At 63.4% G+C, this 15,084-nt stretch carries 18 protein-coding genes; 5 read left to right on the top strand and 13 right to left on the bottom strand.

The window, feature by feature from the left end; translation table 11 throughout:
- Position 1 precedes the first annotated feature (1 nt).
- From ASG11_RS08130 to ASG11_RS08110, 7 genes are all read right to left on the bottom strand, one after another.
- On the bottom strand, positions 2 to 679 hold the full coding sequence (locus tag ASG11_RS08130) for a hypothetical protein (protein ID WP_055777546.1): 678 nt from the start codon (positions 677 to 679) through the stop codon (positions 2 to 4).
- A 72-nt stretch (positions 680 to 751) separates the two neighbouring features.
- Complete coding sequence (locus tag ASG11_RS08125) at positions 752 to 1,195, bottom strand: ExbD/TolR family protein (RefSeq protein WP_055777543.1); 444 nt, start codon at positions 1,193 to 1,195, stop codon at positions 752 to 754.
- A 76-nt stretch (positions 1,196 to 1,271) separates the two neighbouring features.
- Positions 1,272 to 1,922 carry a DUF4893 domain-containing protein gene (locus ASG11_RS08120; RefSeq protein ID WP_082472671.1) on the bottom strand — a complete coding sequence of 217 codons (651 nt, stop codon included), beginning with the start codon at positions 1,920 to 1,922 and terminating at the stop codon, positions 1,272 to 1,274.
- Between the two features lie 838 nt (positions 1,923 to 2,760).
- Positions 2,761 to 3,339 (bottom strand): Swt1 family HEPN domain-containing protein, encoded by a 579-nt coding sequence (locus ASG11_RS18380; protein ID WP_201781296.1) that lies wholly within the window; start codon positions 3,337 to 3,339, stop codon positions 2,761 to 2,763.
- Positions 3,336 to 3,983: a DUF5343 domain-containing protein gene (locus tag ASG11_RS18700; protein ID WP_156363700.1), complete on the bottom strand. Its 648-nt coding sequence runs from the start codon at positions 3,981 to 3,983 to the stop codon at positions 3,336 to 3,338. The genes ASG11_RS18380 and ASG11_RS18700 overlap by 4 nt, the downstream gene beginning before the upstream one ends.
- Positions 3,984 to 4,003: 20 nt before the next feature.
- Positions 4,004 to 5,062 carry a ribonucleotide-diphosphate reductase subunit beta gene (locus ASG11_RS08115; protein WP_055777537.1) on the bottom strand — a complete coding sequence of 353 codons (1,059 nt, stop codon included), beginning with the start codon at positions 5,060 to 5,062 and terminating at the stop codon, positions 4,004 to 4,006.
- Positions 5,063 to 5,113: 51 nt separating this feature from the next.
- Positions 5,114 to 5,314 carry a hypothetical protein gene (locus ASG11_RS08110; RefSeq protein ID WP_055777534.1) on the bottom strand — a complete coding sequence of 67 codons (201 nt, stop codon included), beginning with the start codon at positions 5,312 to 5,314 and terminating at the stop codon, positions 5,114 to 5,116.
- 59 nt (positions 5,315 to 5,373) lie between these two features.
- Between ASG11_RS08110 and ASG11_RS08105 the strand changes: the two genes are divergently transcribed.
- Positions 5,374 to 5,634, top strand: a complete 261-nt coding sequence (locus tag ASG11_RS08105) for a DUF2171 domain-containing protein (RefSeq protein WP_055777530.1) — start codon at positions 5,374 to 5,376, stop codon at positions 5,632 to 5,634.
- A gap of 2 nt (positions 5,635 to 5,636) precedes the next feature.
- Here ASG11_RS08105 and ASG11_RS18375 read toward each other — a convergent pair whose 3' ends face one another.
- From ASG11_RS18375 to ASG11_RS08085, 4 genes are all read right to left on the bottom strand, one after another.
- On the bottom strand, positions 5,637 to 6,203 hold the full coding sequence (locus tag ASG11_RS18375) for an endonuclease domain-containing protein (RefSeq protein ID WP_082472669.1): 567 nt from the start codon (positions 6,201 to 6,203) through the stop codon (positions 5,637 to 5,639).
- 62 nt (positions 6,204 to 6,265) lie between these two features.
- Positions 6,266 to 8,206, bottom strand: a complete 1,941-nt coding sequence (locus ASG11_RS08095) for a ribonucleoside-diphosphate reductase subunit alpha (RefSeq protein WP_055777526.1) — start codon at positions 8,204 to 8,206, stop codon at positions 6,266 to 6,268.
- A gap of 412 nt (positions 8,207 to 8,618) precedes the next feature.
- Positions 8,619 to 9,311: a haloacid dehalogenase type II gene (locus tag ASG11_RS08090; protein WP_055777523.1), complete on the bottom strand. Its 693-nt coding sequence runs from the start codon at positions 9,309 to 9,311 to the stop codon at positions 8,619 to 8,621.
- A gap of 45 nt (positions 9,312 to 9,356) precedes the next feature.
- Positions 9,357 to 9,560: a hypothetical protein gene (locus ASG11_RS08085; protein ID WP_055777521.1), complete on the bottom strand. Its 204-nt coding sequence runs from the start codon at positions 9,558 to 9,560 to the stop codon at positions 9,357 to 9,359.
- An 86-nt stretch (positions 9,561 to 9,646) separates the two neighbouring features.
- On the opposite strand from ASG11_RS08085, the gene ASG11_RS08080 reads away from it, so the two are divergent.
- Together ASG11_RS08080 and ASG11_RS08075 are read left to right on the top strand one after the other, a co-directional pair.
- Complete coding sequence (locus tag ASG11_RS08080; protein WP_055777518.1) at positions 9,647 to 10,354, top strand: Crp/Fnr family transcriptional regulator; 708 nt, start codon at positions 9,647 to 9,649, stop codon at positions 10,352 to 10,354.
- A 9-nt stretch (positions 10,355 to 10,363) separates the two neighbouring features.
- Positions 10,364 to 11,530 carry a pepsin/retropepsin-like aspartic protease family protein gene (locus ASG11_RS08075; protein WP_055777515.1) on the top strand — a complete coding sequence of 389 codons (1,167 nt, stop codon included), beginning with the start codon at positions 10,364 to 10,366 and terminating at the stop codon, positions 11,528 to 11,530.
- Positions 11,531 to 11,851: 321 nt separating this feature from the next.
- Here the strand turns inward: ASG11_RS08075 and ASG11_RS08070 are convergent, their stop codons facing one another.
- Together ASG11_RS08070 and phaR are read right to left on the bottom strand one after the other, a co-directional pair.
- Entirely contained in the window at positions 11,852 to 12,037 is a 186-nt protein-coding gene (locus ASG11_RS08070; protein WP_055777512.1) for a hypothetical protein, read from the bottom strand.
- A 25-nt stretch (positions 12,038 to 12,062) separates the two neighbouring features.
- Positions 12,063 to 12,659: a polyhydroxyalkanoate synthesis repressor PhaR gene (gene phaR, locus ASG11_RS08065; RefSeq protein WP_055777509.1), complete on the bottom strand. Its 597-nt coding sequence runs from the start codon at positions 12,657 to 12,659 to the stop codon at positions 12,063 to 12,065.
- Positions 12,660 to 12,754: 95 nt separating this feature from the next.
- Between phaR and ASG11_RS08060 the strand changes: the two genes are divergently transcribed.
- A complete protein-coding gene (locus tag ASG11_RS08060; RefSeq protein ID WP_201781295.1) occupies positions 12,755 to 13,759 on the top strand; it encodes an alpha/beta fold hydrolase in 1,005 nt (334 codons plus the stop codon).
- 28 nt (positions 13,760 to 13,787) lie between these two features.
- A complete protein-coding gene (locus ASG11_RS08055) occupies positions 13,788 to 14,957 on the top strand; it encodes an acetyl-CoA C-acetyltransferase (RefSeq protein WP_055777503.1) in 1,170 nt (389 codons plus the stop codon).
- The last annotated feature ends 127 nt before the right edge of the window (positions 14,958 to 15,084 follow it).

Genomic DNA, 15,084 nt, shown 5'->3' with positions numbered 1-15,084 from the left:
ATCAGCGCTTCGGTCGCGGCTTAATGTCGGCGGTCTTCAGCCGCCAGGTCTGATCGGACTTGTCGTCGCTGACCCCCGGGACGACGCGGTGGAGAGTGACGCTGCCGAGCATGTAGACCGGGGTCCCGCCGGCCTTCAGCCGACCATAGACCTGCACCGGCACGGTCACCCAGCGCTGGCTCATCCCGGCATCGATCCTGCCCGGCGCGCCGACATTGGCGTGGTATTCGCTATACTTGTCGAAGCTGGCGGCGAAGGCATCGGCGGACATGCCGGAATCCTGCCCGCCATGGCCCCACAAGGCCCAGGCCTGACGATACTTTTTCTCGCCGAGCAAAGCGTAATAGGTCTGCACGACATTGGCCGCGCCCTGCGCGCTGTCGGGCGAGAACGGCGCCTCCGAGACGGGCGTGCGATCGTCGGGCAGGCCGCCGGGGGTACCGGGCGCCGGCGGATCGAGCGGGGCCAAGCCGGCAATCGGACTGGCGACCGGGCCAGGCACCGCGCTCGGCCGGGGCGTCGGCGTCGCGGCGGGGGTGGCGGCGGCGTAATTGTCGATGCTGTGCTGCGCCTGTTCGGCGGCGAAGTTGATGTCGACATTGCTGGTGTTGGTCGGCTGCGGCGAGCAGCCGGCCAGCGCGGTCATAACGATGGGAACGAGCGCGGCGGCGATGCGCATGGGGAAACCTCGATTCGGATCAGGACGCCCCCAACGCCGGGCGAACCCCGCCCGTTCCGTGCCTTCCAAGGCTCAGCGCAGATCGCCGAACTTCGCGAAACGATCGTTGCCGACGAAGCCCAGCCGGGTGACGCCGGCCCGCCGGATCGTCGCCAGCGTCCGGTCGAAGCGGTCGTAGCGGGCGTGGGGCTCGGCCGCGATCTGCAGCTGGGCGTTGTCCTCCTTCATGAACGCGGCGAGCCGGGCGGGCAGCGCGGCGTCGGGGATTGGCACGCCGTCATAGGCCAGGGTGCCCGCGGCGGAGAGATCGACGCGGTGGACGATCGTCTTCATCGGATCGCCCTTGCCCGGCTGCGGCAGATCGACCGGCACCTTGTGGTTCAGAATCGGGATCGTCAGGATCATCATCACCAGCAGCACGAGCAATACGTCGATCAGCGGCGTGATGTTCATCTCCGACACGACCCCCGTATCCTCGAAGGTGCGGCGACGGACGGCAAGCGGACGTGCGGTCATGGCAGTCTCTCCCGGATGAAGGCGGCGACTCCGCCCGGGATATGTTGTATCATTCTACGTCACGCCGGCAAGCCCGCTATTTCGCCTGCTGCTCCAGCGGCACGGGGGTGACTTCATAGACCGTGAGCAAGGCGCTGTCGTCCACGGGGGCGAGCGTCAGGCGCCAGCGGAACGGCGCGACGCGCTCGATCGTGCCGAGCGCGTTGCGCGCGCCGGGCGCGCCATAGGAAGGCGGCGTGACGCGGCCCCGGGCATAGGCGCCGAGAAAGACGTAGCGCGTATCGCCATCGGGGTAGAGCCAGCCGACCGGGCGCTCGTCGCCGGTCTGCTTCATGAACGACAGGGCCGCGCCCTCGCCGCGCACATAGCAGAAGAACGGCGGATAGGTGCGATAAGCGGGCAAGCGGCGCGGGCCGCCGAGCTTCACGACGCGGCAGGTGTACGACCCGGGCGGCAGCGCGACATGATCGAGCGCGACCGACGGATCGAGCAGCGCCCCTTCCTTGGCGAGCGCGGCGGCGAAGCGCGGGCGGACGGCGGCGAGCGCCGGGCCCCAGGCTGCGGGCAGCGCGGCGAGCCGGGTGGAGTCAGGCGGCAGGATCACGCCCTGCCAGCTCTTGTCCGGCACGATCTCGCTGGTGACGACGGGTCGCGCGCCGCCGGTGGTGGCGCAGCCGGCGAGCAGCACGAGTGCGGACGACAGCGCCAAGACGTTGCGACAACGCATGGATTTCCCCTAAAAATTTTCCGAATGCGGCATTGGTTGCCAAGTCCTTAACGGGGCTATGCCCGATACGTTAACAAAAGGTAAACGCGGATCCGGCGCTCGGAACGGCGGCGATCAACCGAGGCTGGCGCGCGCCGGATCGGTGGGGGTGGCTGGCGGCGGGGCGGTCCGAAGTTCACACAAGGTCACACGGTATCGGGGTATGCGCGGCGCGAAGTTCACGGAAGTTCACGCGGTATCGGGGTGCGCGCGGGGCGAAGTTCACGGAAGTTCACACGATATCGGGGGTGGCGGGGCGGTGGCGCGATCGCGCGCGGGCGATATGGCATCCGTTGTAGGATATACCTTCGTGGCTGGCGATGGTTGCGGCGTGTTTTCGTAAATCATGATCTGACGTCTCTGGGCGTTGTGACTATTTATCCCATTTGGTTCGTGTAGAACATTGGTTTTTGGGAAGCGGGGATCGGGCGCCTTGTCCAATCCGCTCCTGCCGAGCTGGTCGAAGCGCGTGTCCGGATCGTGCGTTTCAACCGATGGGCTTGGGCTGGGCTTCTCTTGAAGCCGTGGCTTCGTAGCTTCGTGCGAGATTTCTCGCGAAGGCGCGGAGGGATGAAGGCGCGAAGAAGATTGGTTCGCGCGGAGGCGCGGAGACGCGGAGGTGTCGCGCTTGTCGAGCGGGCGTGCGTTCGGATGGGGCGTCGTCCCTCGTGCGGTCTCGGAACTTGTGGATGGATGAGAGCTGCCTCCCTCAAGTTTTTCCGCGCCATCGGTCGAGAACTAGAAAATATCTAGACAGAAGTTTATTAGGATGCTTGTCGGACCTGACAGAAAAAGTTCGTCAAATCGATGCCTGTGAATTCCAATCACGGACAAGAGATCCTAACCGTGCCATATCCCGGTCCGATAACATTCCACTATGCATAATAACATTTCGAGATCTTTCTACTATCTCAAATATATTTCGTACCCAATCTATGTTGTGCAAGTAAGGTTCAAAATGCTCAAAATTTTGGGCAATTATATTCGCTAGATTTGGCATCATCGTAAATCTGATAGGATCGTCTCCTCGCTGCACGTGCCAACGAATTTTTTTCTCTTCCTCCATTCGTAGTTCCGCCGCCCTTCGTATTTTCTCGGAAACAGCGAGATTCCACCAATCTTCGCCGAGCGCCTCTATCAAAATACTTTTTATCAAATCTCTAACCGAATTCTCAAACGCCGCGACAGTCGTGTAGACAAATGACATCTTTTCAGCCCGAGCAACGTGCTCAGCATCTAAAACATCGATACCGAGGATCTCTCGCGCCTTCTGATGATCAAACGAGAGTGAAGCAGATGATATCCGCCCAGCACGATCAAGCGCCTCTTCACTTAATCTCGCTCGATAAATAAATTCGTATAATGACATATCCGTCAAATTAAATGATCTTTCAAGCTTCTAAAAAGAGCATCATATACTTTTGAGTCTCTGGATTCCGGTAAAATTATCTGAATATTGTAGTGAAGTCCTCCTAAAGAGCGCCGGTTCCGCTTAATCTGATCATCGTCACTACCACCACTTCCATCTAGATTGTCATCTTGATCAATCTTGATTTCGTTTTCTATCACTCGCTCCTGCTTTAATTTTCCTGCATTATTTTCGAAATCTCCAAGCTTAACTAATGCAGTAAATGTCATAGCCATTTTGTCTAAAACAGATTCGCTAATTGAACCCTGAGAAAGCGTCTTAAATTTGTTTATTACGTCTTGCTTGCTCAGCTTTTGTGCAGAAGTGTTTACCTGAAATAGATCACTGTATGCTTCGCGAACTGCATCAGCCATTATTCTGTCTGATTGACTTTGATCAAGAAATTGAAAATATCTCTCAGTTGGCTTTCCCTGATCGTCAACTAATTTAAGAGACTTTAGAACTCCTATAATTAAACGGTCACTTGTCGATTTAAATTCTAGATCTTCCAGAAACCGCTGAGTGAACCTATCAGGTGCCTTAGCTTGCTGGATAGCGCTCAAGATTCCCTGCAAGTTTTTCGTGCTTGTCAAATATGACGTTGGAAGCGCCATCGTCGTTCCCCCTTCTGGCTTTACTCCGCCGCCACGCCAGCCCGCGAGAACATGTCCCCCTCGCCGCTCGCCGGATCCTCGTTCGCGGCAGGGCCGGCCTTGGCCTTCTGGCGCTTGTCGAAGCCGTCCCATACTTCGTTCCAATTGCCCTTCGTCGCGGCCTTGGAATATTCGGTCGCGCGCTGTTCGAAGAAGTTGGCGTGTTCGACGCCGTTGAGCATCGGGGCGAGCCAGGGCAGCGGGTGTTCGTCGACCATGTAGATCGGCTTCAAACCCAGCTGGTTCAGGCGCCAGTCCGCGATGTAGCGGATGTACTTCTTGATCTCCTTGGGCGTCATGCCGTTGACCGGGCCCATCTCGAACGCGAGATCGATGAAATTGTCCTCGAGGTGCACGGTGTGCTGGCACATCTCGCGAATGTCCGACTTCACCGATTTGGTGAAGCAATCGCGCTCCTTGCAGAAGGCGTGGAACAGCTTGATGATGCCTTCGCAGTGCAGGCTCTCGTCGCGGATCGACCAGGTGACGATCTGGCCCATGCCCTTCATCTTGTTGAAGCGCGGGAAGTTCATCAGCATCGCGAAGCTGGCGAACAGCTGCAGCCCCTCGGTGAAGCCGCCGAACATGGCGAGCGTCTTGGCGATATCCTCGTCGCTGTCGACGCCGAAGGTCTGCAGGTAATCGTGCTTGTCCTTCATCTCGCTATATTCGAGGAAGGCGCCATATTCGCTTTCGGGCATGCCGATCGTGTCGAGCAGGTGGCTGTAGGCGGCGATGTGCACCGTCTCCATGTTGCTGAATGCCGCCAGCATCATCTTGATCTCGGTCGGCTTGAAGATGCGGCCGTATTTCTCGTGATAGCAATCCTGCACCTCGACGTCCGCCTGGGTGAAGAAGCGGAAGATCTGGGTGAGCAGGTTGCGTTCGTGATCGCTGAGCTTCTGCGCCCAATCACGGCAATCCTCGCCCAGCGGCACTTCCTCCGGCATCCAGTGGATCTGCTGCTGACGCTTCCAGAAATCGAACGCCCAGGGGTATTCGAATGGCTTGTACTGCTTGCGGGCTTCGGTGAGGGACATGGGGTTACTCCGGAACGAATGGGGTGAAGAAGGAATAAGGCGAAGACAGGGTCACGATACCGCGCTCCAGTCCCACATCGCGGCGGCCGACATGGCGAGCACGATGCCGCCGGACACGGCCATGATGCCGACCATGCGGTAGACATAGACCTTGGCCGGCCCGGCGGGGCGGGTGAGCGCGAGCAGCAGGCCCGCGCCGATCAGCGTCAGCACGCCGCCGACCGCGAACATGATGAGGATTTGCCAGCTCATGCGACCAACTCGGTGGTCGCGCGTTCAGCCCCCGTACCCACACTCAAGGAGCAAGTATCATGGCCGATCTGAGCGCAATCAAGGAACATATGGAAGTCATCGGCGCGGACGGCGTGCATGTCGGCACCGTCGACCATGTCGAGGGCGACCGCATCAAGCTGACCAAGAAGGACAGCGGTGCCCAGGTCTCGGAAGGATCGGGCAGCCATGAAGGGCATCACCACTATATCTCGGGCGGCCTGGTCGCCGGCGTCGAGGGCGACAAGGTCCGCCTGAGCGCGAACGCCGACGTCGCGGTGGGCCTGGAAGAAGAGGCCTGAGTTCAAAACCCCTCTCCCTTCGGGAGAGGGTGACCGAGCGTAGCGAGGTCGGGCGAGGGTGAGTTGGCGAAAGCCGGCTCGCCCTTTTCTTTTGTCTGTTGGCGGTCGCCCTCACCTTTCCCACTCCGCAGCGCCTCGCGGGGCCAGTGTTGGGTGAACGATGCCCCGCATCGTTCAGGCCATGCCGGGGGCATGGCCGACCCAACACTCCACTCCCGATGGGAGAGGGAATTGCGGATGGATTCGATCACGCCGTCCGCATTCGCCAGCACGTCGGTGTTCCAGAAGCGCAGCACGGTGTAACCTTCGTTCTCGATGAAACGCGTCCGGCGCGCATCGTACGCCGCAGCTTCGTCATGCTGGCCGCCATCGACCTCGATCACGAGTTTCGCGGCGAAACAGAGGATGTCGGCGTAATAGGGGCCGATCGGAACCTGGCGGCGCCATTTCAGATCCGGAAACGCGCCCTTCACCGCATGCAGCAGGCGCGTCTCCGCATTCGTCGCGGTGCGGCGGAGGGTACGGGCACGGTCCACCGTGCCGGCGGGTTGGTTGTCATATAAACGCATGTCACCCTCACCCTTCCGTCGCTACGCTCCTCCCTCCCTCTCCCGATGGGAGAGGGATTACATCACTGACACGCCAGACATTCGTCATAGTCGGTCGTCTCGAACTCGTATTTCGGGGCGTCGATCGTGTTGTCGTTCTCGACCCCGCCCGCGAAGCCGGCGCGCTGCACCGATTTGGAGCGGAGATAGTACAGCGACTTGATGCCGAGTTCCCAGGCGCGGAAGTGGAGCATCAGCAGATCCCATTTCTCAACGTCCGCCGGGATGAACAGGTTGAGCGACTGCGCCTGATCGATGAACGGCGTGCGATCGCCGGCCAGTTCGAGCAGCCAGCGCTGGTCGATCTCGAAGCTGGTCTTGTAGCAATCCTTCTCCTCCTGGGTGAGGAAATCGAGATGCTGGACGCTGCCGCCCTGCTCCAGGATCGAATTCCACACCGCGTCGCTGTTCTTCGATTTCTCGCTAAGCAGCTTTTCGAGATACGGGTTCTTGACCGAGAAGGAGCCGCTGAGCGTCTTGTGCGTGTAGATGTTGGCCGGGATCGGCTCGATGCACGCGCTGGTGCCGCCGCAGATGATGCTGATCGACGCGGTCGGCGCGATCGCCATCTTGCAGCTGAAACGCTCCATCACGCCCATGTCGGCGGCGTCCGGGCACGGCCCGCGCTCGTTGGCGAGGTGCATCGACGCTTCGTCGGCCTGCCCGCGAATGTGCTTGAACATGCGCATGTTCCACGATTTCGCCATCGCGCCCTCGAACGGCAGGCCGCGCGCCTGGAGGAAGGAGTGGAAGCCCATGACGCCCAAGCCTACCGAGCGTTCACGCGCGGCGGAATAGGCGGCATGCTCCATGCCCGGCTCGGCCCGGTCGATGAAATCCTGCAGCACGTTGTCGAGGAAGCGCATGACGTCCTCGATAAAGCCCTTCTGGTCCTTCCACTGATCCCAGGTTTCGAGGTTCAGCGACGACAGGCAGCAGACCGCGGTGCGATCGTTGCCAAGATGATCGCGGCCGGTGGGCAAGGTGATCTCGCTGCACAGGTTCGAGGTCGAGACCTTGAGGCCGAGATCGCGGTGGTGCTTGGGCATCGCCTTGTTCACGTGATCGGAGAAGACGATGTACGGCTCGCCGGTGGCGAGACGGGTCTCGACCAGCTTCTGGAACAGGCTGCGCGCATCGAGCGTGGCGCGGATCGACTGGTCCTTGGGGCTGCGCAGGTTCCATTCCGCGCCGTCGCGCACCGCTTCCATGAAATCGTCGGTGATCAGCACGCCGTGGTGCAGGTTCAGCGCCTTGCGGTTGAAATCGCCCGAAGGCTTGCGGATCTCGAGGAACTCCTCGATCTCCGGATGGCTGACGTCGAGATAGCAGGCGGCCGAGCCGCGACGCAGCGAACCCTGGCTGATCGCCAGCGTCAGCGAATCCATCACGCGCACGAACGGGATGATGCCGCTGGTCTTGCCGTTCAGGCCGACCGGCTCGCCGATGCCGCGCACGTTGCCCCAATAGGTGCCGATGCCGCCGCCGCGCGAGGCGAGCCAGACATTCTCGTTCCAGGTGTCGACGATGCCGTTCAGGCTGTCCGGCACCGAATTGAGGAAGCACGAGATCGGCAGGCCGCGCCCGGTGCCGCCGTTCGACAGGACCGGCGTGGCGGGCATGAACCAGAGCTGCGAGATCGCATCGTACAGGCGCTGCGCATGCGCGCCGTCATCGGCATAGGCCGAGGCGACGCGGACGAACAGATCCTGAAAGCGCTCGCCCGGCAGGAGGTAGCGATCGGTGAGCGTGTCCTTGCCGAAATCGGTCAGCAGCGCATCGCGCGAATGATCGACCTCGACCGGATACAGCTGGGCCTTCACTTCCTTCGAATCGCCGCGCGTCTCCAGCTTGCGGTCGGCGTTGCCGGACTTCGCCGCGACGCTGGCGACCATCGTTTCCACTGCGTCCATCGTATCGCTTGCCATCGTTCCGCTCGCTTCCTGGCTGTCCCTGAAATCCATCGCTCACGTCCCTCGAATCAAATCTGTCTCAAGATCGGTGTTCCCGATCCGTTCGAATCGGGGGCGAACCCCCATGCTATCATTCGGCGGCGATTCAGGAGAACGAAATATGCCCGTCGCCATCGGTCCCGCGACCGCGCGACAACGCCCCCGCTATATAGTGTCGCGAGGTGTTCTCTACCAGTTCTTGGGTTCGCCCCCGAACTCAACCCCTACAGATTGTGCCCAATCGCGTTGGGACGCAAGCCGGTAAATGACAGATTAGGGACTCGGTTCGTCGCTCGGACAAGCCGGCTGGTGGCGCCAAAGCGATGCCGTGATGCAGCGACGCGTGGTCAAAGCTGGCTTTGCGCAAACGCAAGGGCCGGGTGCCGATTTCGATATTTATTTTGCACCTCAAAACGGCCCTAAGTCAGATCCGGTCGGCCAACTCCGTCAGGCTTTCGACGCTATGATCCCAGGTCTGCGCATAATGCGCATCGGGGGCCGGCGCGCCGCCATATTCCCGTGGACGATCGACATAGGCGGCCATCAGACCAACGGCGCGGGCGGCGGCAAGATCGCTGTGATGCGCCGCGACCAGACACAGTTCCTGCGGTGCGATGCCGAGAATGTCGGCGGTGCCCAGATAGCTGCCGGGCAGCGGCTTGTAGAGGCCGGTCGATTCGGCGCCGAGGATAGCGTCCCAGGGCAGTCCGGCCCGCCTGGCCATCGCCAGCGTCAGCGCGGTGTTGCCATTGGACAGCGTGACGATCGGGAAGCGGGCCTTGAGCCGGACGAGCCCCGCGAGCGCATCGGGCCACGGATCGAGCCGGCGCCAGGCGAAGGCGAAATGGTGCAGACGATCTTCGTCGATCGATCGCGGATCGATGCCCTCCCGATCCAGCAGGATTTCCAGCGTTTCGCGGTTGAGGATGTCGAGCCGGGTATATGGCCGCCGGCCGGAGCGGCAGTCCTCCATCGCCGGCTGATACAAGGCACGCCATCGATCCGCGAAGCCGTGCGGATCGATATCGCCATGGCCGATATCGGCCAGAAAGGCGCGGGCCTCGCGCGCCACGCCGGACCGCCAATCGACGACCGTCCCGAAGACGTCGAAGGCCAATACTTTAGGCTGGATCCTGAACGAGCCGGTCACCACCCGTCCGGATCAATCATGTCCGCCATCGTGTTCATCGAACCTGGGTCGCGGGGTCTGGCGGCGCGCGACCACCGCAGCTTCGGCAATCGCGACGGCCGAGGCGGCAGCGGCGTTCGGCGTCAGCGACACGGCGAGACCGTCAGGCCCGTCCAGCATCACCTCACCATCCTCGGCGCAGGCCTGGGTCGGCGTATCATGGGGCGCTCGTGACATTCGGTTTCCCCGGTGTATTGATGAGTCTCAACGCGCTTCGCCTTCGAAGCGTTCCGGCTTTTTTCCCAAGGGGTTCGACTCGCACCATGGTCACGCGGCTATTCCTGCAAACGCATCGTACGCCGGTGCTTTCGGATGACGATGCGGCGGCCCTGCAAGCGGCGGAATCGCGCGCGATCGATTTTCCGGCGAAACGGGTGATCGTCCGCGAGAACGTACCGTTGACGCAGTGCACCCTGCTGCTCAGCGGGTTCATCGAGCGGTTTCGCGATACGCCGGAAGGGCGGCGCCAGATCCTGGCGATCCATGTTCCCGGCGACTTCGTCGATCTGCATTCCTATCCGCTCAAGCGGCTCGAACATTCGGTCGCCGCGCTGACGCCGGTGACGGTGGCGACCTTCGCGCATAGCGAGATTCGCAAGCTGACCGAGCGATCAGCGACGCTGACCGAATTGCTGTGGCGATCGACGCTGATCGATGCCGCGATCAGCCGCGAGTGGATCGTTTCGGTCGGCGCGCGCGGCGCATCGGTGCGCCTGGCGCATCTGTTGTGCGAGATGTTCGTGCGGCTGGAGCGGATCGGCATGACGCGCGGGCAGGAATACGACTTTCCGGTGACGCAGATCGACCTGGCCGACGCGACCGGGCTGACCGCCGTGCACGCCAACCGCATGCTGCGCAAATTGCGCGAACAGAATCTGGTCGAGTTCCGCCAGGGGCTGGTGCGGATCATCGACTGGCCGGCGCTGAAGGACTTCGCCGAGTTCGATCCGCGTTATCTGTTTCTCGACTGAGCCAGCGCCGTGCGTTTCGCCCTCGCGGCCCTGCTCCTCCTGACCACCGCTGCAACATCGCCGCCGGCGAAGGACGTGCTCGCGCCCGATGCGGAGGCCAGGTGGGTGCCGTTCGATCTCACCCCCGGCAACCAGATCCGCTTCACGCTCGACGTCGATGGGGCACCCGTATCCGCGATCCTCGATACCGGGGTGAGCTTCACCGTATTGTCGCGCGCCTATGTCGATGCGCAGCGGCTGAAGGTGCGCAGCGGCGGCAGCGCGAGCGCGATCGGCGGGGTCGTGCCGATCGGCTGGATCGATACCAGGACGATCCGGCTGGGGGGGCTGACGCGCAGCGGCGGCAGCATCAGCGTCGCCGCCTTGCCCGCCACCGCGACGGGCAGCGCGCGCGCGATCGAGATGCTGGTCGGGCGCGACCTGACCGAGGGCTATGCGCTCGACATCGACTATGAGGCGCGGCGCTTCCGGCTGCTGCCTTCGGGCCGGATGCCGTTCGCCGGGGCGACCGCGCCGCTGACCGTCTCGCGCGACCGATTGGTCTATACCGGCGAGATCAGCCTGAACGGCCGGCGGCTGCGCCCGCTGATCGTCGATACCGGCGACGGCAATGCGGTGACGCTGTCGGCGGAAAGCTGGGCCACGGCGCGGCTGATCCCACCGGCGCGTACCTCGACCATCTCGTTCGGACTGGGCGGTGCGATCGTCACCGATCTTGTCATTCTGGACGAGATGCAGACGGGGACGCTGACCGCCCGAAACGTGGAGTTGCAGGTCGAAAGCTCGGGCGGCTTTTCGCAGCGCATGGGCATGGCCGGGCGGATCGGATCGGGCTTCCTGCAAAAGTATCGCGTGCTGCTCGATCCCAAGGCCGGGCGGATGGTGCTGAAGCCCGGCCCCGAGGCCGATGCCGAACCGCTGAAATCGACCAGCGGCGTGCTGGTCGCAGCGGACAAGGATCGGCTGCGCGTGCTGCACGTCATGCGCGGCAGCCCGGCGGAGCGCGCGGGATGGCGCACCGGCGAGACGATCTGCATGATCGACGGCAAGGCTATACCGGGCGACTATCCCGGCAGCCCGCTGTCGACCTGGTCGATCGGCGAGACCGGGCGGGTGGTGGCATTCGACATGTGCGACGGATCGCGCCGCACGCTGACGCTGCGGCCGTTCTACTGAGGGGGCTCGCCCAGTGAGGATTGGCCCACCCCCCCATTCCGTTCGTGCCAAGCTTGTCGAAGCACATGCCCCGAACATCCCACCGCGCTTGGAACATGCCCTTCGACAGGCTCAGGGCGAACGGTGAGGGATGGAGGCTAAAGCCCGATGACATGAGGTTGAACCACGTCCTCCGTCATTCCCGCGCAGGCGGGAATCCATAATCTCGATCGTATCGGGACTCACTCGATTTAGCCGGTATGGATTCCCGCCTGCGCGGGAATGACGAGGTATCGAAGAAATCCCGACTCGGCCTGGAGTCATCATGCTCTAGAACCTGATCTAGGCGTGCCAGGCGATGATCCCGAAGATCGCCACCGCGACGAAGGCGATCATCTGCACGGTCGGCCAGTCGACCAGTCCCACGCGATCGAGATCCATCCGCCGCTTGCGCCGCCGCTCGCCCAGACCGGCCAGCACGGCGACGGCCAGCGCAATGGCGGCGGCCACCAGCCAGGGTGCCGCCACATCGCCAATCGGCCATCCGATTCCGTTACTGATTCAGCTTCTCGATCTTGTCGTTCAGCTTGGTGAGTTCGGCCTTGAGCGCGGCGATCTCGTCGTCCTTGCTCGATGCGTGACCGGACGATGCGTGGCTGGAGGCGGAGGATGCGGCACTGGCGGACGGCGCGACGCCCGGCATCGCGCTCGGCTTGAACGCGGTGGTCGCGGCTTCGAACATCGCCATGTTGCGCTTGGCGATCTCGGCGAAGGGCGAATTGGCGAACGCGCCCTCGACCGCCGACTTGAACTGTTCGTGATTGCGGCGGAAGCTGTCCATTGACGCCTCCAGATAGCCTGGGACCATCGCCTGCATCGAATCGCCGTACATCGCGATCAGCTGGCGCAGGAAATTGACCGGCAGCATCGTCTGGCCACGCGATTCCTCTTCCATGATGATCTGGGTGAGGACATTGTGCGTGATGTCCTCGTCGGTCTTGGCATCGACGACCTTGAAGTCGCGGCCCTCGCGCGTCATCGCCGCGAGGTGTTCGAGCGTGATGTAAGAGGACGTCTCGGTGTTGTAGAGACGGCGATTGGCGTATTTCTTGATGACGACCGGGCCGTCGCCCGCGCTCTGCTTCTTCACCACGAAAGGCTCCCCTGCGCTTGTTTGATCGGCCTGTACCACCGTTTCATGCCGCACCGCAACACGGCCCACGCCCCCTGCCGCTGTTTCTGGACATGCTGCGCAGCGAAACCGCAGCATCGCCCGAGCGGCGGGCGGCGGCGCTGGCGGGCTTGCGCGCCTATCAGGAGGCGCCGCGCGGGCGGGCGCGCAAGCCCGCGCCGGCACGCCATCGCAAGGGCCGGGCGCGGCTGCGCGATTACGGCGTGAAGGGAGACGGCAAGCGCCCGGTGGTATTCGTGCCGTCGCTGATCAACCCGCCCTTCATCCTCGATCTCGCGCCCGACGTGTCCCTGCTGCGTTGGATCGCGGCGCAGGGCTTTCATCCGTATCTGCTCGACTGGGGTACGCCGGGCCCGAAGGATCGCGCCATGGACGTGACGGGGCATGTCGAGACACTGTTGCTGCCGCTGATCGCCAAGCTGGACGAGCCGCCGGTGCTGGCGGGATACTGTCTTGGCGGCACGATGACACTGGCGGCGGCCTGTTCGGTGCCGCTGGCCGGGCTGGCGCTGATCGCGGCACCGTGGACGTTCGACGGGTTCGGCGAGCGGGCGCGCGCCGATATGGCGGAGCTGTGGGCGGCGGCGAAACCGGCCTGCGCGGCGATGGGGCTGGTGCCGATGGAGGTGCTGCAATCCGGTTTCTGGCGGCTCGACCCCGCGCGCACGATCGCCAAATACGAGGCGTTCGCCGGGATGGACGCGGGCAGCCGAGAGGCGGCCCTGTTCGTGGCGATGGAGGATTGGGCCAATGCCGGCGTGCCGCTGACCTATGCCGCCGGCGCGCAATTGTTCGAGGATTTCATCGCCGGCAACCTGACCGGCCGCGGCGGGTGGCGTGTCGGCGATGCGACGGTCGACCCCGCGGCGCTGCCGTGCCCGGCGATCGACTTCGTCTCGATGAGCGACCGCATCGTGCCCGCCGCCAGCGCGGCCGACCTGCCCGACCGGCGCGATCTCGGCGCGGGGCATGTCGGTATGATCGTCGGGCGTGGCGGCAGGAGCCAGCTTTGGGAACCCCTGGCGCACTGGATTAGCGCGCTGCCCCGGACTAGATAGCGCGCAACCCATCTACAGGAGCGTCTCCATGGACATCGTCATCACCGCCGCCAAGCGCACGCCCGTCGGCAGCTTCCTGGGTGCGTTCGCCGCCACGCCTGCGCACGAACTCGGCCGGATCGCGATCGAGGCGGCGCTGGCGCAGGCCGGTGTCGCGGGCGAGGACGTGTCCGAGGTGATCATGGGCCAGGTGCTGGCCGCCGCGCAGGGCCAGAATCCCGCGCGCCAGGCATCGATGGCGGCCGGCGTGCCGAAGGAGGTGCCGGCCTGGGGCGTCAACCAGGTGTGCGGATCGGGCCTGCGCGCGGTGGCGCTGGCGGCGCAGGCGATCCAGTCCGGCGACGCGACGATCGTGGTGGCGGGCGGACAGGAGAGCATGTCGCTCTCGGCGCATGCGCAGCACCTGCGCGGCGGCACCAAGATGGGCAATGTCGCGATGGTCGACACGATGATCAGCGACGGGCTGACCGACGTGTTCAACCATTATCACATGGGCATCACCGCCGAGAACCTGGCCGAGCAATATCAGATCACGCGCGGGCAGCAGGACGAATTCTCGGTCCGCTCGCAGAACCTCGCCTCCGCCGCGCGCGCGTCCGGGCGCTTCGTGGACGAGATCGCCGAAGTGACGATCAAGGGCCGCAAGGGCGATACGATCGTGGCGCAGGACGAATATATCCGCGACGGCGCGACGCTCGACAGCGTGTCCGGCCTGAAGCCCGCCTTCAAGAAGGACGGCAGCGTGACCGCCGCCAATTCGAGCGGCCTGAACGACGGCGCCGCGGCGCTGGTGATCATGAGCCGCGAGGAAGCCGAACGGCGCGGATCGCCGATCCTGGCGACGATCAGGAGCTGGGCCTCGGCCGGCGTCGACCCCTCGATCATGGGCATCGGCCCCGTCCCCGCCACCCGCCGCGCGCTCGACAAGGCCGGCTGGACGATAGGCGATCTCGACCTGATCGAAGCGAACGAAGCGTTCGCGGCGCAGGCGCTGTCGGTCGGCAAGGAACTCGGCTGGGATGCGGACAAGGTGAACGTCAACGGCGGCGCGATCGCCATCGGCCACCCGATCGGCGCGAGCGGCGCGCGCGTGCTGACGACCCTGATCTACGAGATGCAGAAGCGCGACGCGAAGAGGGGCCTGGCGACGCTGTGCATCGGCGGCGGGATGGGCATCGCGATGTGTCTGGAACGGTGATGTTTCAGCCTATTACGAGATGTTGCATTTTCGCTACATGCCGAAACAAAAAGCCCCATCGGCGCCCCTGAACGGCCGATTAACGTTGTGAAATTGTCACCCCCCCTTCATTAACTCGTCATCCGCG

It is taken from the genome of Sphingomonas sp. Leaf357 (assembly GCF_001423845.1).
Classification (GTDB): domain Bacteria; phylum Pseudomonadota; class Alphaproteobacteria; order Sphingomonadales; family Sphingomonadaceae; genus Sphingomonas.
This window is presented reverse-complemented; position numbering and strand designations above follow the sequence as displayed.